The following is a 22,860-nucleotide window of genomic DNA, read 5'->3' on the forward strand; positions in this document are numbered from 1 at the left end:
GCTCAATTTCTCGTTTAAGTGCCCTTATTTCAATCTGCTCAGGCGTCATGGGTGAGGCTTTAGGAGCAATCCCTTGGCGCTCGACCTGAAGCTGCGTTACCCACTTACTGACCGTTGATTTACCTACGTTCATGGCTTTGGCTGCCGCTTCTTGTGTATAGCCCTGGTCAATGACTAATTGGGCAGTTTCGAGCTTAATCGCTGCGCTATATCGTGCACGTTTACTTTTATTCATTTTGTCACCTAAATTCGCTATGAATGAGATCATAACATTTCTTATTAGGTGGCCAAATTCACTATGCCACTACACAAGGTTATTTACTTTTATGGCGGCAACATTGGTCATGCACAAGATATGGCTAACCTTATGCGCTTGGCTAATGGAATGCGTGAATATAAAAATGCGCATTTCCTTTTTGTAGGGCAGAGGGATGAAGTAGAACTGATCAATAAGATGGCAAACGACTGGAAGCTTGAAAACTTTACTTATCTACCTTCTGTTAATCAGAATGAGTTTAAAGCAATTTTGGCAGAGATTGACATTGGCCTTTTCTCGTTGTCATCTCAGCACACCGCGCATAATTTCCCTGGTAAGCTACTTGGCTATATGGTTCAGTCGTTGCCTATTTTAGGTAGTGTGAATGCAGGTAATGATTTACTAGAGTTGATTAATAAAAATGATGCAGGTTTTATTACTATTAATGGCGATGATGAGGGATTGCTTAATAACGCTATTGCGCTTTATGATGCTCATGAATTAAGAGGAAAGCTTGGCATGAAATCTTATTTGTTACTTGAACGTGAGTTTTCCGTAACAACGATAGCTCAATATATATTAGGTGCTTTACGGAGCGCACGGTGAGATTTTTTTCATCTATGCAATTAGAGAGTTTGTTCCAACAGGCGGAGTTATCGCCTAGAAAAAGAACGAATTTGAATCTACATACGAGTTTTAATGATAAAGTTCAGCGTTTATATATTGCAATGATTAAAGGAAGTTATGTTGAGCCTCATTACCATGTGTTAGCTCACCAATGGGAAATGTTTTTGGTTCTTCAAGGCGAGATTCATTTAAAGTTATATAATGCTGATGGCACTGTGAAAGAAAGTATTTTAGTCGGTGATGGGTGTGATATTCAGTCTATTGAACTTCATCCTTATGATATTCATAGTGTTGAATGTATGTCTGATAGAGCATTGTTGGTGGAGATTAAAGAGGGGCCTTTTAAACCAGAATTCGCAAAAGTATTTCCAAAATGGTAATTTGTTACTTATTCGACTATTAATGCAGATTTATATTGATAAATTTTATTTTTAGCTTAGATCTGTTTAATAGTCCCATTTACGATTGATTGATTGATTGATTGATTGATTGATTGATTGATTGATTGATTGATTGATTGATTTTAATGGTTTTTATGTCAGAAAATATCGCCGTGTTATTTGTTTTTTTTATCTCTTTTAGTTGTTTGTTTGTCTTTCGAAAGATCGCAAAAAAAATTGGTTTAGTTGATAAGCCTAATGAGCGCAAGCATCATACAGGCCAGATCCCTTTAGTTGGAGGGATCTCGGTTTTTTTTACCATCATGCTAGCATTGCTTTTAATTCCTGAGCTATTGCTTTCACCAAAATTGTTTATGGTTTGTGCCTTTATTCTTGTCGTCATCGGTGTGATTGACGATCGTTATGATATTAGTTTTAAGTTGCGACTTGTTATTCAGGCTGTCATTTCGCTGATGATGATTGTGCTTGGTGAGCGAAGTTTACATAACCTGGGCTATTTAATGGGTAGCGATGCGATACGTATCCCTGAAGTTGCCAGCTATGTGTTAACCGTGGTTGCTGTGATTGGTGCAATCAACGCTTTTAATATGGTCGATGGCATCGATGGCTTACTCGGTGGTTTAGCATCCGTCACCTTTGGTGGTTTGGGGCTTCTGTTTTATTTGTATGGGATGCACAGCTTTGCCGTCTTCTGCGCACTGCTAGTGACTGCAATGCTGCCTTACATCATGCTGAATTTAGGGTTTCCGTTTGGTAAACGTTTTAAAGTGTTTATGGGAGACGCTGGCAGCATTTTCATCGGCTTTACTGTAATTTGGCTATTGATTGTTGCCAGCCAAGGTGAGCGAGCTACGGCTATCCGCCCTGTTACCGCACTTTGGCTTATTGCACTGCCGCTGATGGATATGGTGTGCATTATGATCCGTCGGATTCGTAAAGGGCAATCTCCCTTTAAGCCAGACCGTGAGCATTTGCACCATATTTGTCAACGTTTGGGTATGTCGTCTCACTGTTCTTTGTTATTCATTTGCGCTGCAGCGAGCATTATGGCTGCAATTGGTATATGGTCAGAGCTCACTAAAGTGAATGAAAATATTATGTTTTTTGCTTTTTTAGCCACTTTTACTTTGTATTTTATCGTTATGAATAATGTATGGCGGATTACTGCATTTTTGCGTAGAGACTTTAAATTTACTAAGTCTATTTAATGGCTTAAATCGAACAGTACATTTTCTGTTCCTTCATGGCTTATCTGTTTCATCTGTTACTGCTATAATCCTGTGTCATTTTTTTGAAATAAAATGTTATTAAAGTCATTTTTATAATGATGTATTTGGCTTAAGGAAGAGATTATGGAATACCTCATACCGCTTTTTACTGTGTTTTGCTTAACTTGTGTTGCGATCAAAGTGTTTAACCCCATTGCTCAACGGGTTGGCTTAGTTGATTTACCGAATGAGCGTAAGTTACATGTTGGTGCTATCCCCTTGATTGGTGGCATTTCTATCTATTGTAGTGTGCTATTGGTTTCGAGCATTGTGATAGAGCAAAGCCAAATTTTTAACCTTTATTTGATATCCGCAGCTTTAATCCTTTTTCTTGGTGTACTCGATGATAAGTATGATCTTTCTGTTCGGGTGAGAATGGCTGCACAGGTGATCACTGCATCCATATTGATCTTTGGTGCAGGACTGTATTTAACATCATTTGGTCACATTCTACATTTTTTTGAATTTAAATTAGGCTATGTCGGTGTTGTTATTACTATTTTAGCTGTAATTGGTGCTATTAATGCTTTTAACATGGTTGATGGTATTGATGGTTTAGCGGGTATGCTGAGTTTAGTGACCTTTTCATCGTTGGCTTTTTTGTTTTATTGGGCTGGTAACAGCTGGTTTATGTTATCTCTGCTGTTTATTGGCGCGATTGTTGGGTACTTGCTTTTTAATTTGAAATGGCCGTTTCCTTCTTTCGACAAAATCTTCATGGGTGACGCCGGCAGTATGCTAATCGGTTTGACTGTCGTCTGGATGCTTGTAATTGGTACTCAACCCGACACGAGTGTGTTTAGCCCTGTCACCGCGTTATATTTAATTGCTATTCCGCTCATGGATATGACCGCAATTATGTATAGACGTGTAAAAAAAGGCATGTCGCCTTTTAAACCAGATAGAGATCATTTGCATCATATATTCGAACGTGCTGGCTACAATCGTAAGCAGACATTGATCCGTATTTCATTAGCTTCTTTATTGCTTGCTGTTATCGGTGTAGCAGCTGAGATTGCTCATGTTCCTGAATCGATTATGTTTGTTACATTTTTAGCTATTTTTGCGGCTTACAATTGGGCTTTATCGAACGTATGGCAACTTTTGACTTGGTTTCGTAGATAATAGCTTTTATAAGCAGTTTGTTTTAAATGCCAATTCATTTGAATTGGCATTTTGCTTTTTATCATTCGTTAAAGGATTTTTTATGTCTAGGAAGTATTTTGGTACTGACGGTGTTAGAGGTAAGGTCGGTGAGTTTTCTATTACGCCTGATTTTGCGATGAAGCTAGGTTGGGCTGCGGGTACTGCGCTGGCGTCTAGTGGAACGAAAGAGTACTTATTGGTAAAGATACCCGTAGCAGTGGTTATATGCTTGAGTCGGCAATCGAAGCGGGTTTTTCTGTTGCGGGTGTGAATGTTGCGCTTATTGGCCCTATGCCGACATCCGCGGTTGCATATTTGGCCTCTACATTCCGTGCTGACGCTGGGGTGGTGATCAGCACATCGCACAATCCATTTTACGATAATGGCATTAAGTTCTTTTCTAATTCCGGCACTAAGTTCAATGATGCACAAAAACTTGGAAATCGAGGCATTGTTAGGACAGGCGCTTAATCAGAATATGATATGGTCTGTAGCTTCTGATAAGTCGAATTAATACGCAGCAATTAGTGAAATTAGCTCAGCCTTTACTCAAAAGTGGTTATGGTGAGTATTTGCTCGGTTTACTCGATAAGCAGGTGTTTGATGAAATGTAGTGAAACTGAGTTGGCCGAAGTGCTGGTGTTTGAACCTAAAGTATTTGGGGACGAACGAGGGTTCTTTATGGAGACGTTCAGGCAATCCTATTTTGATGCTTGTTTTACGGCTAAAGGATTTAAGCCGCCTATATTCGTGCAGCAAAACCATAGTCGCTCGCAGCAGCATGTTTTACGTGGTTTACATTTCCAGCAACAAAAACCACAGGGTAAATTGGTGCGAGTCTGTGCTGGGAGCATTTTTGATGTTGCCGTGGATATACGTATCGGCTCAGCAACCTATGGTCAATGGGTGGGGCGCGTGTTGTCGGCAGAGAACCATTTGCAAATGTGGACTCCACCAGGCTTTGCTCACGGTTTTTATGTGCTCAGTGATTATGCCGATGTTATCTATCAATGTACTCAGTATTATGATCCTGAAGATGAACGTATTTTAGCTTGGAATAGCAGCGACTTTGCTATTGATTGGCCATTAAGTGCCATGCCAATTTTATCGGAGAGAGATAGCGCCGCCTGCACACCACTATAAAATCACTCACTATGTGTATAAAAAGGAATGATGATGAGCTTATTATTTTCGCCTTTAATGTTAGGTCAGCTTGAGTTAGCTAACCGTATTATTATTGCCCCTATGTGCCAGTATTCGGCTGTAAACGGACAGGCAACTGATTGGCATACAATTCATTTAGGTAGTATGGCGTTATCGGGTGCGGGAATGCTTATTTTAGAGGCCACTGCCGTTTTGCCTAATGGCCGAATTTCCTATGCTGATTTGGGATTATGGGATGATAAAACAGAAACTGCGCTAGCGAATGTCCTTAAGTCAGTTCGTCAATATTCATCTATACCGATGGCGATACAACTTGCCCATGCGGGACGTAAAGCATCAACTCGAAAGCCTTGGGAGGGCGGTGGCACTATCGCGCCTGATGAACCTAATGGTTGGCAAATAATAGCACCATCTGCGCAGTCTTTTAATGAAGGCACAGCGTTACCTAGTGCGATGACATCCGATGAAATCGATGAGCTTATTGCGGCATTTGTGAGTTCAGCGCAACGAGCAGAGCGCTTAGGGCTTGATGCGATTGAGTTACATGCTGCCCATGGTTATTTATTGCATCAATTTCTATCTCCCTTATCAAACCAACGCCTAGATGAATATGGTGGCAGTTTAGAGAATAGATTGCGTTTATTGTTGACGGTATTTGATGCGGTGAAAGCCGTGGTATCACCTAAAATGGCGCTGGGCGTACGCATTTCAGCAACCGATTGGGTTGATGGTGGCTGGGACTTAGTACAAAGTATCGTGTTGGCAAAAGAATTAGATGCCCGAGGGTGTGATTTTATTCATGTAAGCACTGGTGGTTTGAGCCCACTGCAACAAATTCCAGTAGCAGAACACTTCCAAGTGCCTTTTGCCAAAGCGATTAAAGCTGAGGTGAATATGCCGGTGATTGCCGTCGGATTGATAACCGATGTGAATAAAGCCGAAGCTATTTTGACTCAAGGGCAGGCCGATGCTATCGCATTAGCGCGTACCATGCTTTATAACCCACATTGGCCTTGGCATGCAGCAGCGACACTGGGTGCGACGGTTAAGGCGCCGCCACAATATTTACGCTCAGCTCCCCACGCCGTGAAATCACCCATAGTATAAAAATTTTGCTAAGTATTGATAAGTTTATTATTTCAACAAGTTATTTAGCAAAAAAAGGGCAAGAGAATCAAATCTCTTGCCCTTTTTTATTTTAATGATCTATAAATTACTTTGTAGAATCAGCAATCGGTTTGGTATACCAAGGTGCGCGAGCATCTGTTACATCAAACAAGTTGTACTTACGACCGAGCATTTGGCCACCATCTCGAGTTAATGGCATCCAAGAAAGGAAACCACGACTTTGCGTCGGTTTAATTGTCATTAAATCGAACGGAATCGAGATATAGAAGCCTTTAGTAAAGCTACCCTCGCCATATTCTTCCGCCGAGAGATTTGTTTTAGTCGCAAAGGCACCGACAATCACGCCACTATCAAATTGTTTAGAGAAATCGACAGTTACACCTTTATCATCGCTAAGGTATTGGCCCGCGCTGACTTTAAGCAACGTATTTGGGAACCACACTGGCTGATAATATGCCGTGGCATGTCCTGTCACCACTCCTGTTTGTACTCTGTAGGGGCGATTTGTCAGAGGATCAAATTGGTGCTCGTCCTCGAAGAAACCGAACATGCTGTCAGGGTCACGCTGCTTAGCATAATTAACATCAAGACCGAAGGCCCATTGACTATTGAGCGGTCGATAGAGGAATTCACTGCCTATACCGCCATACATCATTTCCAAATAGCCGCCATAGGCTTGGTAATAAATGTTATCGCTCAGGTTATCCATCCAAGTGAGCTGCAAGTTAGTCGCTCTAACCGGCGAATCTTGGACATATTGGCGAATCAGTGTTCTGACTCGTTTTAAATCGGTACCATCAGGTGGTACATCGTATAAAAACTTATCGTAATTATCGAAAAGGTTAAGATAAAGCGAGCCTGAAAGTTCTAAATTATCATTAAAGCGATAGGCCGAGCTCCCCGTCGCGCCTATGTTAAACATATAGAAACCTTCAGAACCGCCGAATGATTGCACCATAGTCGGTGATACATCAAAACTGAGCTTATCTAGCCAGTCCACATCGGTTTGAGTGACTAATGTGCCCTGTGGTGATCTTGGTATACTGACTTCGGAGCTATCCGCCATATCAGCATTGATATAACCGTAAGTGGCCACTTGCGCAAATTTGTCGGCGTCGATACGTGTCTCTGTTATCGGTTGGTTATAACGGGTTTCAATCAGACGATACTCGGTGATCATCTGCTTGTCTGTGTTATTTGCCAGTATCGTTGCCGCTCTATGATGGGCCTCTTTACGATCCATGTACTTAAGCTGATTGGCGACGATAGTGACGCTATGGGTATCAAGATAAATTTTAGGATTATCGTAGCCCGCTATTCTACTTAGATCTGCCGCAACTTTTTTCCAATCAGTTTGATTGAGCATTTGTGCGTTGATGGCATTAGTTGCGAGTACTGGTGTATCGGTCTGCGTTAAAGGCTGCGCTGGCGTTATTATCGCAAGCTCAACATTATCGACTGAGGTTATTACAGGCTCATCTTGTCTCTGTTTTGTGTCAGATGGCTTGTTAGGTATTTTATTGGACATAGGTACTGCAGCAAGTGGCTGATATTTATCTGCAGGAGTATCACGCTTAATTTGTCGCAAATCATTGAAATTTGTTTGTAAACTAACGCCTAATGTCCAAGTATTACCTCGCTCATAACTTAGGTGGAAATCGCTCCAACTTGTTGCGCGGTAAAGTAAGCCATAGTTAAACTTACTGTCCTGTGGCATATCTATGCCACCGCGTACTACGGGGAAGTCAGATTGATAATCGTTGCCATCGTATTCCACTTTAACGCGCAGTGGCTCCCACGGTGTTTGATATTCAATACCACCATATAAGGCTGCGCAGCCTTTAAACCAGCGTTGATAATCGACTTCTCCGCCTTTGCCACCATAAGAGGTGTCTCGGTCGCAATTGTTATTGAGATCTTTTTTATCCGAGGTCAAATTACCGCTATTACCGATATAGCCCCAACCGACGCCTAGTGTGAAATCTATCGGTCCGAAGCGTTTCGTTGCGGCAATAAATTCGCCATCAAATAACCCTGTGCCGCCAAAATCGCGAACGCCAAAAGACGTTTCAGGTAACCAATAACTTTCTTCTAATAAACGGATTTTAAAATCGATGCCTTTATCTGTGTATTTGGTATTACCACTGAAACTAGGATCATTACTGTAGAGTAGATCTTGTACTTGGGTATAACGGACTGTGGTTTCAAACCAAGGGAAGAGCTGTACAGAGGCTGAAAAATGCTGATACTCAGAGTTATAGGTAGTTGCAAAATTAAATTCACCCTCGGGTGCCATTCGCCCCGTTGGCATTTGCATTAAACCAACCCCGCCAAAGTCCGACTGTGATGCTAATAATGGGGGATAACTCAACTCATCGGCTTGGGCATGAAATAAAGGAAACAGGGCAAGAGCAATGGCTGAAAGCTTACACAAGGTAAGATTAGAGTGGGTAGGGTGATTCATTACAGAGCCCGATTCCTTAGTAATTCAATAATATTGTTGTTCAATGTGCTGTAGTCTTCTATTAAGTCTGAAAACCCAACATAAAGTACGGCACCAGGCGCAATATTTTGCGTTTGAGCATTCCAATACGCTATCGGTTGTTTTAGTGCTTTACCATCAGGCTGAATTATCCATACAAAACTATCGTCTGCGTTTTCTAATGGTTGGGCTTTCGCTAGATATTCTTGACTACTGGTATTGAACTGCCAATCCACACTGCCTGTTTTAGCGACGGCACCAACAATCGAGATCGTGGTTGGACGAGGAGGTAAAACCAGTTCGAAGCGACCTGTAATGAGCGGATTGTATGAGTCAGTTATGCGAATGAGATCGAAATCTAATCGCTGCATAACACGCTGGCCAAGTTTTATTTGTCTTAAAAACTGCGCTAATTGCGCAAGTTTGGCGATATAGAGGCTGTCATCTGCAGCTTCACCCATTTGTGCAAGCTGAGATAGGGCTTCTTTACGTTTTGCTTCTAAAACTGCAGTATGTTGAACATCGAGCAGCGCTGCACCTAACCAATAAATGGGGACGACGTTAGCGTCACTATTATACGTTGGAAGCTGTTGTAAGCTGTCTTGTATTATTTGCTCAAGTCGAACCGCAGCAGGATAATGGAGCCGAACGGGTGCATCTTGGTTTGATGACGTTGTCACTAAAACCTGTGTATCAGCCTGAGCGATGGTACTAAAAACACAGCCAAGTAGCACTGAGAGTAATAAATAAAATCTCATCATATCTCCACTAAGACGCAAACGATTTGAGTAAGGTCATTTCAATAAAAGGCTGATTTGGAGCAATCTTTTGACGGCTCTTAATCACATATCCTGTCTCTGGCGCGAGCCAAAATTCATTTTGATACTGAATATTCAGATTATCGACGACAACGGATTCAAGGTAATGCAGTGCTTGAGTCGGAGTCTCGTTGATAAGAATGGTTTCTGTAGCAATAAAATCAAAATGTGAACTGACCTTATAGCCAAAGTGATACCCAGGCTGCCAATCAATGGTGCGAGTCCACGTTTTTGGCGTCGTGTCTAAATGCAACCCTAATAGTAGTGGGTCGGGTTGCTGACTTTCTACAGCGACTAAATCACCTGTTAACAGATTGTGTGTATTCACCAAACGGCCATTGACTGTGACTAGCATGGCTTTATCGGCTGAGAGCCATTTAAGTTCTTTAACTGCCGGAGTGGGTTGCTGATTTAAGGTAAATGGAGATTCTGCGAGGGCAAGTACAATGAAAGCCTGAGGTACATCGTCAATTTTGGCATAAATACTGGCATAGGGAATATCATTAACTTGTTGTGTTGACAGAACAGCATCATTGTCACCGATAAATGCCAATATTAAGGTGTCGTTAAGGGCACTAAATCTTTGGCTACAAGCTGTTGTATTCATTAATACAATCGAGATTGTAAGGATTGATAGTAATTTTTTATGTATACGCATCCGAGTTGCTTATTCTCAATGGGATTAAATATCGAATTTAAAAGGAAACTGACAGTTTTAAGTGATGAGTTTAGCTGTGTAAATACTTTAAAAAAAACAACCGCCAATAAGGCGGCTGTTTAATAGTTTACTAACGAATACTGACTTAGTTGCCAGAGCCAGTAGTTGTACCAGTACCAGTACCAGTAGTGGTAATTGGGTTGCCATCAGAGCTATTAGAGGCAACAACTGCGCCAGCAATCGCTGCTGCAGCAGCAATGCTACCAGCAGCTATAGCGCCAGTGCTTGCGCCAGAATTTGTACCTGCTGTTTCACCTTCAGCTGCAGTTGCAGTCATTGAACCAAATGCAGTCATTGCAACGATAAGTGCTAGTGAAGTTTTTTTCATGGTGATTCCCTTTTTGAAAAAATTACGTAATGCTCAGATAATCTAGTAAAACATAATAAGTGATGTAAAAAAATTTATCAATATTAAATCGATTAGCTGGCTCATACTAAAGTTGGAATTATTAGCGTTAAAATTCAAACGGTATGCTTTATTTCTATCGGGTATTTTCTAAGTCAAAAAATGCTTTAATTGAATCCATTTGCGCCATGGCATCTTTATAGCCTAAGTCTATAAGCGCGCTGGTATAGTTTTTTTCAAATAATAAATAGGACACAATACTCGAATCCGATTGCCTATCTATACCAATAAATCTGAGTAAGGTTTTTACTGCCCATGGCATGTCATCGTAGAAACGGGCAGCGATTTTACTGAGGTCTTCACTGGGCTTTATCACTAATGTTTTAATCGGATGCAGGGCTAGTTTAGCACGGCCTGCTTCTGGGATCTGAGTTAAGGTGTTATTAATTCTTTCGAGTCGCTCAAGATCGCTGTTCAAGGTGTCAGAAAAAATAGTATCCAGCAGATGGCCTGCAATGGTAGCTGTTTTAGGATGATATTCAGCTTTCATCACAGCATATTTATGTGGATTGTCTAAGTTAATCACAAAAAGTTTGTTAGCCCCCAAGTGAATAGGGCTTGAAAGCGGCGCGAGTTGATGGACTGAACCATCGCCATAATAAGCTTGGTTGAGTTTAATGGAGGGGAAAACCATTGGTATTGCTGAGCTGGCGAGTAAATGCTCCGTGTTGAGCATCATGCGTTCGCCGCTGCGCCTTGCACGAGTCCAGTTTTCAAGATCGCGTGTGGCTTGGAAAAAGGTTACCGAGCGAGAATTATTATAACAAGAGGCATCGACGCTTAGAGCGTTAAGTGCACCACTGCGAATATTACGATCAATGCGTTTAAAATCGATTAACTTATTGAGTAATTTTCTGAGCGGTTCGTTATCGAGCAAGCTGCCAGCATCGGTATTAACCTTATCATCTTGCATGCCTTTGATTGCCATTTTTGCCAGATGACTCAACACGCCAATTACTGATGCGTGGTAGACTTTCTGGGTTTCAAAATGACGCCATACCCATTCGAGCTTTTTAACACCAAGATGAAAGCAAGAGGCATGGGTGGCAATGGACGTACCATTGATTGCGCCCGCCGATGTGCCACAAATAATTTTAAACGGAATGCCGTGATTGCGTGGGTAAAGCTGAACCAGTGCTTTTAGCACGCCGACTTGATAGGCGGCTCTGGCGCCGCCGCCACCTAATACTAATGCGGTTGATGTTGGCAATATTCAGACTCAATGTAGTATGTTAATCATCTGATTAAAGCAATGCTGCGCTATAAAAAGCAAGTCAGGAACTTAGATTAGTGTATTTTTTATTAAAATGATTTATTGATGTGTGATATCCAGATAACTTCAAGCACCTGTAAATCTCAATTGTCAGCAATTAATAAAAAACGCACTTAAGCTGAGCCCAAGTGCGTTTGTATGTCGATATTGCGCTAAATCAAACCTAGCGTTTAGGCTTAGCCTTTAACGGCATTTTTCAGGAAATCAAGCAGTTGATCAAAGGGGATATCTTGTTTTTCACCGGTGCGGCGGTTTTTGTATTCAAAAACGCCCGCATCGATGTTGCGATCGCCAATCACCACAGTATGTGGGATACCAATTAGTTCCATATCGGCGAACATCACGCCTGGGCGTTCTTTACGATCGTCCAGCAATACGTCGATACCTGCTTCGTTTAAGTCTTTGTATAACTGCTCGGCGATATCGGTTACGCGGTGCGACTTGTGCATGTTCATTGGTAGAATGCCCACGCTAAATGGCGCAATCGCTTCTGGCCAAATGATACCACGGTCATCGAAGTTTTGCTCGATGGCTGCCGCCACAATACGGCTCACGCCAACACCGTAACAACCCATCAATAACACCTGTGACTTGCCGTTTTCGTCAAGTACTGTTGCGTTCATTGATTTTGAGTAGCTAGTACCTAGTTGGAAAATATGTCCTACTTCAATACCGCGCGCCATAGCATAAGTACCTAAACCATCAGGTGTTGGCTCGCCTTCGACTACGTTACGGATATCGGCAACTTGTGCAGTCGGTAGGTCACGTTCCCAGTTGATACCCAAGTAATGTTTATCATCGATGTTGGCACCAGCGGCAAAATCGTTCATTACGCTAACGCTATGATCAATAACGATAGGGATGTTAAGACCGATAGGGCCAAGTGAGCCAGGACCTGCGCCAATGGCATCACGAATTAAGGCTTCTGATGCCATTTCTAATGGTGAGGCGACTAAGTCTAATTTGTCGGCTTTGACTTCGTTGAGTTCATGATCACCACGAACAATTAGTGCTACTAACGGCGTTGCTTCTGTCGCGCCCACTACAATCAAGGTTTTGACTGTTTTAGTGATATCTAAATTAAACTGCTCAACTAATTCAGCAATGGTCTTTGCATTTGGCATATCGATTAAACGCAACTCTTCAGTGGCAGCGCCGCGAGGCTCAGTTGGCATGGGTGACTGCGCTTTCTCAATGTTAGCCGCGTAATCGCTGCCCGTTGAGTAAGCAATTAAATCTTCACCGCTTTGCGCTAGAACGTGGAACTCGTGTGACATGCTGCCACCAATAGAGCCAGTGTCAGCTAATACAGGACGGAAGGCTAAACCCATGCGCGATAGAATATTGCTATAGGCTGTGTACATGGCCTCATAGGTTTCATTCATGGTATCGACGTCAAGGTGAAAAGAGTAGGCGTCTTTCATTAAAAATTCGCGTGAGCGCATCATGCCAAAACGTGGACGTACTTCGTCACGGAATTTAGTTTGGATTTGGTAAAGGTTCAGCGGTAATTGTTTGTATGAGCTGACTTCTTTACGAATAAGATCGGTAATCACTTCTTCGTGGGTTGGGCCCAGTACGAAGTCGCGATTGTGACGATCTTTAAAGCGTAGCAGTTCAGGGCCAAACTTTTCCCAGCGACCTGTTTCAACCCACAAGTCTGCTGGTTGCACCATAGGCATTAGAATTTCAATTGCACCGGCTTTGTTCATTTCTTCACGAACAATCGCTTCGACTTTACGCAGTACGCGTAAACCCGTGGGAAGGTAGCTATAAAGGCCCGAGGCATTACGACGGATCATGCCCGCACGTAACATTAATTGATGACTAATGACTTCTGCGTTGGCAGGAGTTTCTTTTTGTGTTGATAGCAGGTACTTGCTGACGCGCATTACCGATGTCCAAATTTGAGTTGAATGGTCGCCATTTTATCACCTGCTTTGATGATGTCACCTATGGATTTAGGTTAAATTCAACTAGCTGGGAGACAAATAGCATTTTTGAGAGGATTACTGAGCTAAAGGAGAGCAATTTAACTGGTGAGGTGCACTGGCCGCTTTAGCTTTTATCACGCCTATCGCCAATCACTTTGGCGGGGTTGCCTGCTACTATCGCCCAGTCGGGCACATCTTTAGTGACTATGCTACCCATACCAACCACAGCGTGATCGCCAATCGTCACACCATCGACGATACCGGCCTGAGCGCCAATCCACACATCTTTACCTATAACAATGCCTTTGGAGTTCGCAGGCTGTTGATAAATGGGCGTCTCTGGCGACATACCATGGTTAAAGGCGTAAAGGGTGACATTATTGGCGATGCGGGTTTGACTACCTATCTGGATACCGACTCTGCCGCCATCAAAGGAGCATCCATGATTAATCGCCACTTCATCGCCTAGCGTGATTGGCCCGTGTAAAAAACACTCGGCGGCGATCATGCAACGATTACCCATGCGGATATCACGATTGGGTTCAGCAAATAACTGTGCTTCGGGGGCGATAAAACAGTGCTCACCGATGCTGACCGTTTCGAGGGCGCAAAGTTTTGCTTGAATGTGATCTTGCCAAGGCTTTGCCCAGACTAAATGTTTTTCTTTTAAAGAAAAATACAGCCATGGCATCCAAGATAGGCGCTTCTTGTGTTGGCTTTGATAATCGTGCTCTATTGTTGATATGGGCGCTGACATTTAGCCACATTTCCCCGGTTTGAGTGCTAATACCAAGATGTATTCTTGACCATTATCATCGACAGCCATTTGCCAAAAAATGTCTAAATCATAGAGCGCGACTTGATATAATTTAGGGTCGTCTTTGGCTTTTTTGTAGGCGGGGCGCGGATCTTGCCCTAGCACACCGCGGATAAGCACGGCTAAATCGGTATAGCTTTCTTGCTGGGCGTAATGCTCTATCTGCGTCTTGGCATTGTCGGAATACACCACGCTAATCAGTTTAGGGGCGTCTTGAGCAATGCCGCCGATAGCATCAATAATTGAATCCGAAAATGGAATGTAAGGCTTTATATCGATAATCGGCGTGCCATCGAGCAGATCCATACCGGAAATCTCGAGGCATACTTTGCCTTTGCGCTGCACCACGCCGTGCAGTTTCACCACTGATTGACCTATACCATTGGGGCGAAAAGTGGAGCGAGTGGCGAATACGCCGAGTTTTTCATTACCACCTAATCGCGGTGGTCTGACTGTAGTTTTCCAACCTTGGGCAAGATTCTCATGGAAGCAAAATAGCAGCCAGAGATGGGAATACTGCTCTATGCCACGTACCGCATCGATATGATTCACATGGGGTTCAAGTTCAACATAGCCGCGAGCCTCAACGAGCCCGGGTTGTCTTGGTATGCCAAATTTTTGTTTGTAGGGCGTGCGGCATGTCGCTACTGCAACAATTTGGTTGGTAAATGTCATGCAAAAATTACCTAAAAGGGTATGTATAACAACCGCCTAAGTTCATCATTCTAAACTCATCATCATTAAGGCCCATCTTTGAGCGCTAATTATGCAGCGTCAATAAGAGGCGTTAGCCATTAAGCGGTTGGTAGGACAATCTCAGAGCATCGAAACGCGAGCAGTTCGCTTGCTCTGCGTAGGATTTACTCTGCAGTAGCTGTTTTGATTGCTTGGCCAACGCATAAGGCGCGGCTAATACAGCCCTGGGCAGCCTCTTCAAATATCACACATTGCTTGATAACAATACCATTAGCGCCTTTATCTGCGGCGTTACGGCGGGCTTCGGTTCTTGCATCGGCTAATGACGCGGGTGCACCGTTGAGATCGGCCTGACAGGATTCCCCTTGTACCAAACCTTTTAATTCGTAATGACCTTTTGGCAAGGTATCGCCTTCATAAAGGGTGACATCGGATGCCTTAAAATAGTCATTGATCGCCTCACCATCCAAATTACTGTTAAAACTGTAGTCGCTTGCACAGGCATTGAGCAGGAGCACTAATGCACTTGAGAGGATAATTTTCATGGTTTGACCTGAGGTTAAGGGGAAAACTGCGCAACCTTGGTAGGCTGCGCCGATGCGATATTATTATCTGAGTAAATTCTACCGCTTAAGGTACTTTTGATAAAGCTGCTGATGGCGATTATTCAGATCTATCTGTCGCCCTTCAATCCAGATAGCGTCGATTTTATTGGTCATAGGGTCGAGAATGTCACCTTCGGACAGCACAACACTGCCTTGATACCCTACGGCAATCGCCCCTAAATCCTCGATACCTAATAGTTTTGCGGCATCTAAGGTGATGGATTTCAGTGCCTGTTCAGGTGTTAAACCATAGGCAGCACTGTAGCCTGCGGCATAGGGCAAGTTACGGCTATTCCAATCCGATGAAAACCCAAGAGCGAAGGGTATGCCGGCATTAGCGAGTAAAGATGGGATTTTAAAGGGTAAATCCACCGGCTCGTCTTTACGCCTTGGCAGACTCAAGGTATGTGGATAAATAACCCCAGCATTAACATCTTTAAGGCTTGAGGCTAAACGCCACGCATCATATCCGCCAACAATCACCAGTTTGAATTGGTACTTTTTCGTCAAGGCGATCACTTGCTCAATTTGGCCAACGCTATCAGCATGGGCAAACAATGTCGCTTTGCCTTGGTATAGCGGTAACATAGCCTGACAGCGTAGGTTGTTGGTTGCAGACTGTGGCGTTTCATGTTTATTTTTGTCTTTGCTTTTGGCTTTATCACTTAAAAAATAGCGATAGCCATCTTCAAAAGCGATATTGAGATCATTAATCGCCTGCTGATTTTTCTCTAGCGCTTTAGCTTTTTTCTTTTCATCTTCTGGCATGTATTTAATGTGTGGCCAATAGACATGGAACTGACCCGCAGTGGGCGTTAACGCATCTTCAATTGTCCACGCATCAAGATTGACCAGCACCGATTGTCCCGCTAAACCATCGCCATTGGGGACGATTTGTGCATGGGTAATACCGTTGAAGCGTATGGTCGGGATCAGCTCAGAATCTGGGTTATAAGCTGTGGCGGTGCTGACTTGTGGATTCATATAACCCACTTCGGCGTTATCAACCGTTGGGCGGCTCATTTCAATTTCGACTAAACCTAAACTGGTATCAAGGGCAATTAAGCCTGGATATAAGTGTTTACCGCTGGCATCAATGATGTGTGTTTCACTGGTGTCAGTTACAGCTTTACTGCTGGTTTGGCTGGTGAGTTGAGATCCAACAGCTGTGATCTTGCCATTTTCAATCAAGACGTCGGTGTTGTTGAGTACGCCTTGGCTAACGGTGTGCACAGTGGCATTTTTAATCAGTATGCTGCGGCTTTGTTTAGGCGTAGGCACGATATCGTTGGCTATAGCAGGGGATAGCGTGGTGCAAATTGCGCCTAGTAACGCCGCAAAAAAAACGAGTTTAGATGAATGTTGCATTATTTGGCTCCCTGATGAGCTTGGCCCCATGCCTGATAGTGGGTATCACAGTGCCACTGAGGCTCGTTAAGTGGCGTGACTTTTTCACCCGCTTTGGCTTGCTCATCACTGTTTAGAATTTTTTGAATAAGGGCTGCGCGCTCATTGACTATAACTTGCTGGGCGAGCAGGTCTTGGTCGCGGTCAAAATAGCGTTTGCCTTCAACCCAGGCCTGCGTCACTTTGGCATAAATGGATAGCGGCTCGGCGTTCCACAGCACAATATCGGCCACTTTCCCTGTAGTAAGTGAACCCACAAACTCATCTACTCTTAATTGCTTAGCCGGATTGATGGTGACCATGTTCCAAGCATCTTCCTTCGACATATTGCAATACATCATCGACTTAGCCGCCTCTTGGTTGAGTCTGCGCTGCATTTCATAGTCGTCTGAGTTTATGCTGGTGGTCACGCCTTTGTTTTGCATAAGGCATGCGTTTTGCGGAATCGCATCATACACCTCAAATTTATAGGCCCACCAGTCAGCAAAGGTCGAGGCTCCTGCGCCATGGGATGCCAGTTCACTCGCTACTTTGTAACCTTCAAGTACATGGGTAAAGGTTTGTACCTTAAAGTGATAGGCCTCGGCTAGACGGATAAACATCAGGATTTCTGACTGCACATAGGAGTGGATATGTACATCACGTTGCTGATTTAAAACCTCGGCCACCGCTTGTAAACGATAACTTGGGCGTGGCGCGATAGTTTTCTTTTTATCGCTGGCGCGCAAATCATCATAGTTTTTTAATGCGTCCTCATAGGCAAGTGCGGCATCGAAGGTTTCCTCGAAAAATGCTTTAACGCCCATACGTGTTTGCGGGAAGCGCTGTACAAATTTCTCCCCCCAGTTGCTCTGCTTAACGTTTTCACCTAAGGCAAATTTAATACTGGCGGGTGCGTTAGCAAACTTAAGTTGCTCGGCTGACTCGCCCCATTTCATTTTGATTAACTGGGCTTGGCCACCAATCGGGTTGGCACTGCCGTGGAGCAATTGTGCGCTAGTGACGCCGCCCGCTAAGGCGCGATAGAGTGAAATATCATCGGGATTAATCACATCACCAATGCGCACCTCAGAGGTAACCGCATCAGTGCCTTCGTTGGTGCCGCCATTTATGGCGATATGTGAGTGTTCATCTATTATGCCCGCAGTAAGATGTTTACCCGTTGCATCGAGTACTTGGTAACCAGATGGTGTACTTAATTGCTGACCAATTTTTTCGATACGGCCATTAGCCATCAAGAGATCAGCATGTTCGACAATGCCTTGCTTATCTGATGTCCACAGGGTGGCATTTTTGATATGCAGTTTTTCAACCTTAGGCACTTCACTCAGGCCGTAAGCGACGTTAGGGAAGGTGAGATGGCTCACTAAGTTTACGCTGGCCTCATTCTTTAAAGTTTTTTTACTTTCATTATCAATACTGTTAAGCGCTACAGTGTGTGCTATCGCAATGCCTGTAACATTAGTGGTGTGACTCTTAGCATCAGTCATCCGCCCCTGTATGCCGTCTTTTGTCATCCATAACGTAAAACGACTCATGCCATTGATACCCGCAGCGCTTAAATCTACGGTAAAGCTCAATTTGCCATCGTCATCTAACTGAGGTTGATTAAGAGTAATACTGTTATCGCCACTGCTTAAGTTGCCTTCGATTTTTGGCTTATCATTTTTACTGACATCTTGTAGCGATAAATCTAGCGTAAGGTTATCAAGGTTTAATTGATAGTCGCCGAGTAATTTAGCCTGCGCGAGTGAACGAACTGTTTGCGCTTGCCCCTGTAACCAGACGCTATAAATCTGCCCATCTTTAAAGATATTGCCTTTAGTGATAACAAAGTCAGCCATATAACCAGGCTCGAGTTTGCCGGTAAAATTATCAGTACCTGCCATCTTCGCGGCTTGGGTCGTGAGTGCGGCTAAAGCTTGATCTTCACTTAGGCCTTGATTAATTGCTTGGCGCAGACGCGGCCAAAAATCTTCAGTCTTAATACCAAATTGTGTCAATGCAAACGGAATACCTGCTTTGGCAACTGTTGCTGGGTTAGTTGGTGCACGTTCCCATTGCCTTAGCTCTGCCAGTGACACTTCGCGCTCAGCGTCATCCGTACCAACATCGGGCGCCTGTGGATAGTTCAATGGCAAGATTAGCGGGTAGTTCAGCGCCTTTAACTCATTGATACGCGAGTATTCTTGACCATTACCTAAGAGATTGGCAGGTAATTTATGTGCTTTGAGTAAATGGGCTGCACGCAATTGGTCGTTGAGATTTTGGGTTTCAAAGATAATTTGTTTATCAGCTAAATTATCTAAGCGCTCAAAGGCAATATTAAATTCTATTTGATTGTTTATTGCGCTATTAGTGGGTTTGTTTTTATTTTCGTTATACCAATTGGCATCGGCAAAAGTTTGTCTAATAAGGGCAATACTGCCCATTAATGATTCTGGATAATCTTGCTCAGATGTGCCTTTATCAAATGCCATAAAAGGTTGGCTACGGGCGCGGTAAATAATTTCGTTGGCCGTTTTATCCGCGAGTGAAAGACTAACACCTGTACCGCGGAAGATACCGTCGAGCTTGCTACTTTGCACGCTAGTAAAACCATTATTAATCCACTCTTTAGCGCGTTCTTTATCGGGGTATACGTAATTAAACCATTCTTTTTCAGAATGAATAGCGCCGTTGTCAGCGTTACCTCCAATACGTTTAATATCATAGACTGGGCGCGTAAGCCCAAGTTTAGGATATTTGAATTCAATACCATAATCGGTAAATGGATCGATAAACCCCGGGTAAATAGTATAACCACTTAAGTCGATTTCAAATGCCCCTGCGGGAATGTTACCGTGTTCGATAATGGCTTTAATTCGATTGTTTTCAACTAATAAAGTTGCATTACTTAAGTGCTTGCCGGGGGCGATAATTAATTCGGCATGGGTAAGTGCAGTTAGTTTATTGGGTGTTGTTCCAGTATTGTTTTCAGCAAATACTGTCAGTGATATTAAGCTAGCTATTATGCTGCAGCTTATAATTATCTTATTGTTTATCTGCATTATTTTATTCAATTTAGTAAGAGTGAATAAAGATTAACTTAAAGCAGATGTAAATACTAAGATTGAATTGTAACGTAATTTAAGTATGGAATTGCGGGTTGTAGCTTTAGATTAAAATAAAGGGGATATAAAAAAGCCCGCAAGAATGCGAGCTTTATGCAAAATAGGGTGAGATGTTGGACTCATCTATTACCCGATTAGATTAAGAAATCTTCCATAGAACGACCTTTGTTGATCTCGTTCTTAAATACAGTTGGCATACGGCCTTGACCAGTCCACTGAACCATTTCACCATCAACTTCAATTTGGTATTTCGCTGGGCGAGGAGCGCGTTTCTTTGCTGTTGCTTTAACAGCGGTGCCACCTAAGTCATCAATAGATAAACCAACGGCTTCCATTTGCTGACGGATTTCTTCAATTTTAGCATTACGAGCTGCCATGGCTTGTTCTTCTTCCTCGGCCATAGACTCGCGTTCTACTAAAATCTTATTCAATTTTTCGGCTAAATCACGTAGTTCTTCAACGCTAAGTTCTTTTACTGCCGCTTTAAAACGACGACCATGCGTTAATATTTCTAAAAATTCGTTCATATCTATTTTAGTCCTACTCAATTTTTAATACAGGATAATGGTGAACAACCCCTGAATGATAGAAACTAATATACCTCGAATCAAATAAAATTACGCATTTAATCAAAATTAAATATTATTTATTTTTGAACTTTTAACATTGAGCTAATTAAGTGTGTTAAAAAAAGGTCGATCAAGCTTATTAAAAATGCAAACAAGCGTTTTACTTTGGTTGACGTTAACGTTAACAGGACGTAAAGTTGCGGTATCTTGCATTGGTATTAACCAATGTGTGTCCATGTACATGAAAGTGTAGAAAGGAAACCCTATGAAAGTATTGGTGCCCGTTAAACGCGTTGTTGATGCCAATGTAAAGGTCAGGGTTAAAGCTGACAATACCAGTGTTGATACCGCAAACCTAAAAATGGCGTTAAACCCTTTTTGTGAAATCGCAGTTGAAGAAGCGGTTCGTTTAAAAGAAGCGGGTAGCGCTACAGAAGTGGTGGTAGTGAGTATTGGCGGTAAAGCGGTGCAAGAACAGCTGCGTACCGCGCTAGCATTAGGTGCTGATCGTGCTATTCATATTGAGACTGACGAAAGTCTAGTGCCATTATCTATCGCTAAATTGCTTAAAGCAGTACAAGACAAAGAGCAGGCTGAACTGGTGATTTTTGGTAAGCAGTCAATTGACGGTGACAATAATCAAACCGGCCAAATGTTTGCTGCATTGATGGATATGCCGCAGGCGACTTTTGCTTCAGAAATCAAATTAGAAGCGAATGGATTACAAGTTACCCGTGAGATTGACGGTGGTATGCAAACGCTACAATTACCTTTACCGGCGGTCGTCACGGCTGATTTACGTTTGAACGAACCGCGCTACGCCTCACTGCCCAACATCATGAAAGCGAAGCGTAAGCCATTAGATGTATTCATAGTGGCGGATTTAGGGGTGACGTTAAAGAGTCACCAAACGATTGTTAAGGTCACTCCGCCAGCAGAACGTAAAGCAGGCATCATGGTAGCGTCGGTAACAGAGCTAGTTGAAAAGTTAAAAAATGAAGCGAAGGTGATCTAAATGGCCATTTTAGTATTAGCTGAACATGATAATAGCGCGCTGAAACTGGATACTGCGAAAATAGTTACCGCTGCTCGCGCTATCGGTGATGAAGTGCATGTTTTAGTTGCTGGTCACCAATGTGATGCAGTTGTCAAAGCGGCGCAAGCACTGCAAGGTGTTAGCCAAGTACTCGTGGCCGATGCCAGCGTGTATCAAGCGCACTTAGCTGAAAACTTTGCTAAGTTGCTGGTGGACTTAGCACCAAGTTATGGCCACATTTTGGCCTCGGCTTCGAGTCTAGGTAAAGATACACTGCCACGCGTGGCGGCATTGCTCGATGTAGCGCAAATCTCTGAAGTGATAGCGGTAGTAAGTGCTGACACCTTTGTGCGTCCAATCTATGCGGGTAACGCCTTAGAAACACTGCAAAGCCTTGATGCCATCAAAGTGATGACAGTGCGCGCCAGTGCCTTTGATGCAGCATCAGAAGGCAACAACGCAGCTGTGACGACACTCGATAAAGAGTTTGAAGCGAAAACACAGTTTGTATCGCAATCACTGACGGTTTCTGAACGACCAGAACTCGGTAATGCGGGCATTATTGTCTCTGGTGGTCGAGGTATGGGCAGTGGTGAAAACTTTGGCATGCTAGAGCAGCTAGCTGACAAACTTGGCGCAGCAGTGGGTGCATCGCGTGCTGCTGTTGATGCAGGCTTTGTGTCAAACGATTTACAAGTCGGTCAAACAGGTAAAATTGTCGCACCTAACTTGTATATTGCTGTTGGTATCTCAGGGGCAATTCAGCATTTAGCGGGCATGAAAGACGCCAAAGTTATCGTTGCTATCAACAAAGATCCCGAAGCGCCAATTTTCCAAGTGGCCGACTATGGGTTAGTTGCTGACCTATTTGAGGCTGTGCCTGAGCTTATCTCTAGCCTCGGTTGATTTTATTTGTGATCTAGATCACGCTAAGCGGCTTTGCACTAGCATCAGCTCAGCCGCTTATGTTTTTATGTGCCACGCGCTCGAGTACGA

Annotated in this window: 21 protein-coding genes and 2 pseudogenes; 10 read left to right on the top strand and 13 right to left on the bottom strand. The window is 43.3% G+C overall.

Annotation, left to right across the window (positions count from 1 at the left end):
• A partial coding sequence (locus tag BW947_RS11690) for a transposase (protein WP_143562240.1) occupies window positions 1-235 on the bottom strand: 235 nt, incomplete at its 3' end.
• Window positions 236-298: 63 nt separating this feature from the next.
• Here BW947_RS11690 and BW947_RS11695 point away from each other — a divergent pair.
• The 8 genes and pseudogenes from BW947_RS11695 (at window position 299) to BW947_RS11725 (ending at window position 5,969) form a co-directional block, all read left to right on the top strand.
• Complete coding sequence (locus BW947_RS11695; protein ID WP_076499782.1) at window positions 299-862, top strand: glycosyltransferase family 4 protein; 564 nt, start codon at window positions 299-301, stop codon at window positions 860-862.
• The gene (locus BW947_RS11700; protein ID WP_076499784.1) at window positions 859-1,263 is read left to right on the top strand and encodes a WbuC family cupin fold metalloprotein; all 405 of its coding nucleotides are present in this window, start codon (window positions 859-861) and stop codon (window positions 1,261-1,263) included. The genes BW947_RS11695 and BW947_RS11700 overlap by 4 nt, the downstream gene beginning before the upstream one ends.
• Before the next feature lie 155 nt (window positions 1,264-1,418).
• Window positions 1,419-2,492: a UDP-N-acetylglucosamine--undecaprenyl-phosphate N-acetylglucosaminephosphotransferase gene (wecA, locus tag BW947_RS11705; RefSeq protein ID WP_076500038.1), complete on the top strand. Its 1,074-nt coding sequence runs from the start codon at window positions 1,419-1,421 to the stop codon at window positions 2,490-2,492.
• A 144-nt stretch (window positions 2,493-2,636) separates the two neighbouring features.
• On the top strand, window positions 2,637-3,677 hold the full coding sequence (gene wecA / locus BW947_RS11710) for a UDP-N-acetylglucosamine--undecaprenyl-phosphate N-acetylglucosaminephosphotransferase (RefSeq protein WP_076499786.1): 1,041 nt from the start codon (window positions 2,637-2,639) through the stop codon (window positions 3,675-3,677).
• An 82-nt stretch (window positions 3,678-3,759) separates the two neighbouring features.
• Window positions 3,760-4,203: pseudogene (glmM, locus tag BW947_RS11715) on the top strand (phosphoglucosamine mutase); the annotation flags it as partial.
• A gap of 4 nt (window positions 4,204-4,207) precedes the next feature.
• Window positions 4,208-4,312: pseudogene (locus BW947_RS18895) on the top strand (glucose-1-phosphate thymidylyltransferase RfbA); the annotation flags it as partial.
• On the top strand, window positions 4,302-4,841 hold the full coding sequence (rfbC, locus tag BW947_RS11720) for a dTDP-4-dehydrorhamnose 3,5-epimerase (protein ID WP_076499788.1): 540 nt from the start codon (window positions 4,302-4,304) through the stop codon (window positions 4,839-4,841). The pseudogene BW947_RS18895 and the gene rfbC, both read left to right, overlap by 11 nt.
• Before the next feature lie 33 nt (window positions 4,842-4,874).
• The gene (locus BW947_RS11725) at window positions 4,875-5,969 is read left to right on the top strand and encodes an NADH:flavin oxidoreductase/NADH oxidase (RefSeq protein ID WP_076499790.1); all 1,095 of its coding nucleotides are present in this window, start codon (window positions 4,875-4,877) and stop codon (window positions 5,967-5,969) included.
• 106 nt (window positions 5,970-6,075) lie between these two features.
• Here BW947_RS11725 and BW947_RS11730 read toward each other — a convergent pair whose 3' ends face one another.
• The 12 genes from BW947_RS11730 to BW947_RS11785 form a co-directional block, all read right to left on the bottom strand.
• Entirely contained in the window at window positions 6,076-8,454 is a 2,379-nt protein-coding gene (locus BW947_RS11730) for a YjbH domain-containing protein (RefSeq protein ID WP_076499792.1), read from the bottom strand.
• Window positions 8,454-9,230, bottom strand: a complete 777-nt coding sequence (locus tag BW947_RS11735) for a capsule biosynthesis GfcC family protein (protein WP_076499794.1) — start codon at window positions 9,228-9,230, stop codon at window positions 8,454-8,456. Before BW947_RS11735 ends, BW947_RS11730 begins: the two co-directional genes overlap by 1 nt.
• A 10-nt stretch (window positions 9,231-9,240) precedes the next feature.
• Window positions 9,241-9,948: a YjbF family lipoprotein gene (locus BW947_RS11740; RefSeq protein ID WP_076499796.1), complete on the bottom strand. Its 708-nt coding sequence runs from the start codon at window positions 9,946-9,948 to the stop codon at window positions 9,241-9,243.
• A 145-nt stretch (window positions 9,949-10,093) separates the two neighbouring features.
• Window positions 10,094-10,336, bottom strand: coding sequence for a hypothetical protein (locus BW947_RS11745; protein WP_076499798.1), 243 nt, complete (start codon window positions 10,334-10,336; stop codon window positions 10,094-10,096).
• Between the two features lie 154 nt (window positions 10,337-10,490).
• Window positions 10,491-11,624, bottom strand: coding sequence for a patatin-like phospholipase family protein (locus BW947_RS11750; protein WP_076499800.1), 1,134 nt, complete (start codon window positions 11,622-11,624; stop codon window positions 10,491-10,493).
• Window positions 11,625-11,863: 239 nt separating this feature from the next.
• The gene (locus BW947_RS11755; protein ID WP_076499802.1) at window positions 11,864-13,579 is read right to left on the bottom strand and encodes a proline--tRNA ligase; all 1,716 of its coding nucleotides are present in this window, start codon (window positions 13,577-13,579) and stop codon (window positions 11,864-11,866) included.
• A 166-nt stretch (window positions 13,580-13,745) separates the two neighbouring features.
• On the bottom strand, window positions 13,746-14,378 hold the full coding sequence (locus BW947_RS11760; protein ID WP_076499804.1) for an acyltransferase: 633 nt from the start codon (window positions 14,376-14,378) through the stop codon (window positions 13,746-13,748).
• Window positions 14,379-15,113 (bottom strand): tRNA (N6-threonylcarbamoyladenosine(37)-N6)-methyltransferase TrmO, encoded by a 735-nt coding sequence (gene tsaA, locus BW947_RS11765; protein WP_076499806.1) that lies wholly within the window; start codon window positions 15,111-15,113, stop codon window positions 14,379-14,381.
• 185 nt (window positions 15,114-15,298) lie between these two features.
• A complete protein-coding gene (gene rcsF / locus BW947_RS11770) occupies window positions 15,299-15,679 on the bottom strand; it encodes an Rcs stress response system protein RcsF (RefSeq protein WP_076499808.1) in 381 nt (126 codons plus the stop codon).
• Between the two features lie 78 nt (window positions 15,680-15,757).
• Window positions 15,758-17,107: an amidohydrolase family protein gene (locus BW947_RS11775; protein WP_076499810.1), complete on the bottom strand. Its 1,350-nt coding sequence runs from the start codon at window positions 17,105-17,107 to the stop codon at window positions 15,758-15,760.
• Complete coding sequence (locus BW947_RS11780) at window positions 17,107-20,196, bottom strand: amidohydrolase family protein (protein ID WP_076499812.1); 3,090 nt, start codon at window positions 20,194-20,196, stop codon at window positions 17,107-17,109. The genes BW947_RS11775 and BW947_RS11780 overlap by 1 nt, the downstream gene beginning before the upstream one ends.
• Window positions 20,197-20,393: 197 nt before the next feature.
• On the bottom strand, window positions 20,394-20,786 hold the full coding sequence (locus BW947_RS11785) for an H-NS histone family protein (RefSeq protein ID WP_076499815.1): 393 nt from the start codon (window positions 20,784-20,786) through the stop codon (window positions 20,394-20,396).
• 307 nt (window positions 20,787-21,093) lie between these two features.
• Between BW947_RS11785 and BW947_RS11790 the strand changes: the two genes are divergently transcribed.
• Together BW947_RS11790 and BW947_RS11795 are read left to right on the top strand one after the other, a co-directional pair.
• Window positions 21,094-21,843: an electron transfer flavoprotein subunit beta/FixA family protein gene (locus BW947_RS11790; protein WP_076499817.1), complete on the top strand. Its 750-nt coding sequence runs from the start codon at window positions 21,094-21,096 to the stop codon at window positions 21,841-21,843.
• Window positions 21,844-22,770, top strand: a complete 927-nt coding sequence (locus BW947_RS11795) for an electron transfer flavoprotein subunit alpha/FixB family protein (protein WP_076499820.1) — start codon at window positions 21,844-21,846, stop codon at window positions 22,768-22,770.
• The last annotated feature ends 90 nt before the right edge of the window (window positions 22,771-22,860 follow it).

The organism is Shewanella morhuae (assembly GCF_900156405.1).
GTDB classification, from domain to species: Bacteria; Pseudomonadota; Gammaproteobacteria; order Enterobacterales; family Shewanellaceae; genus Shewanella; species Shewanella morhuae.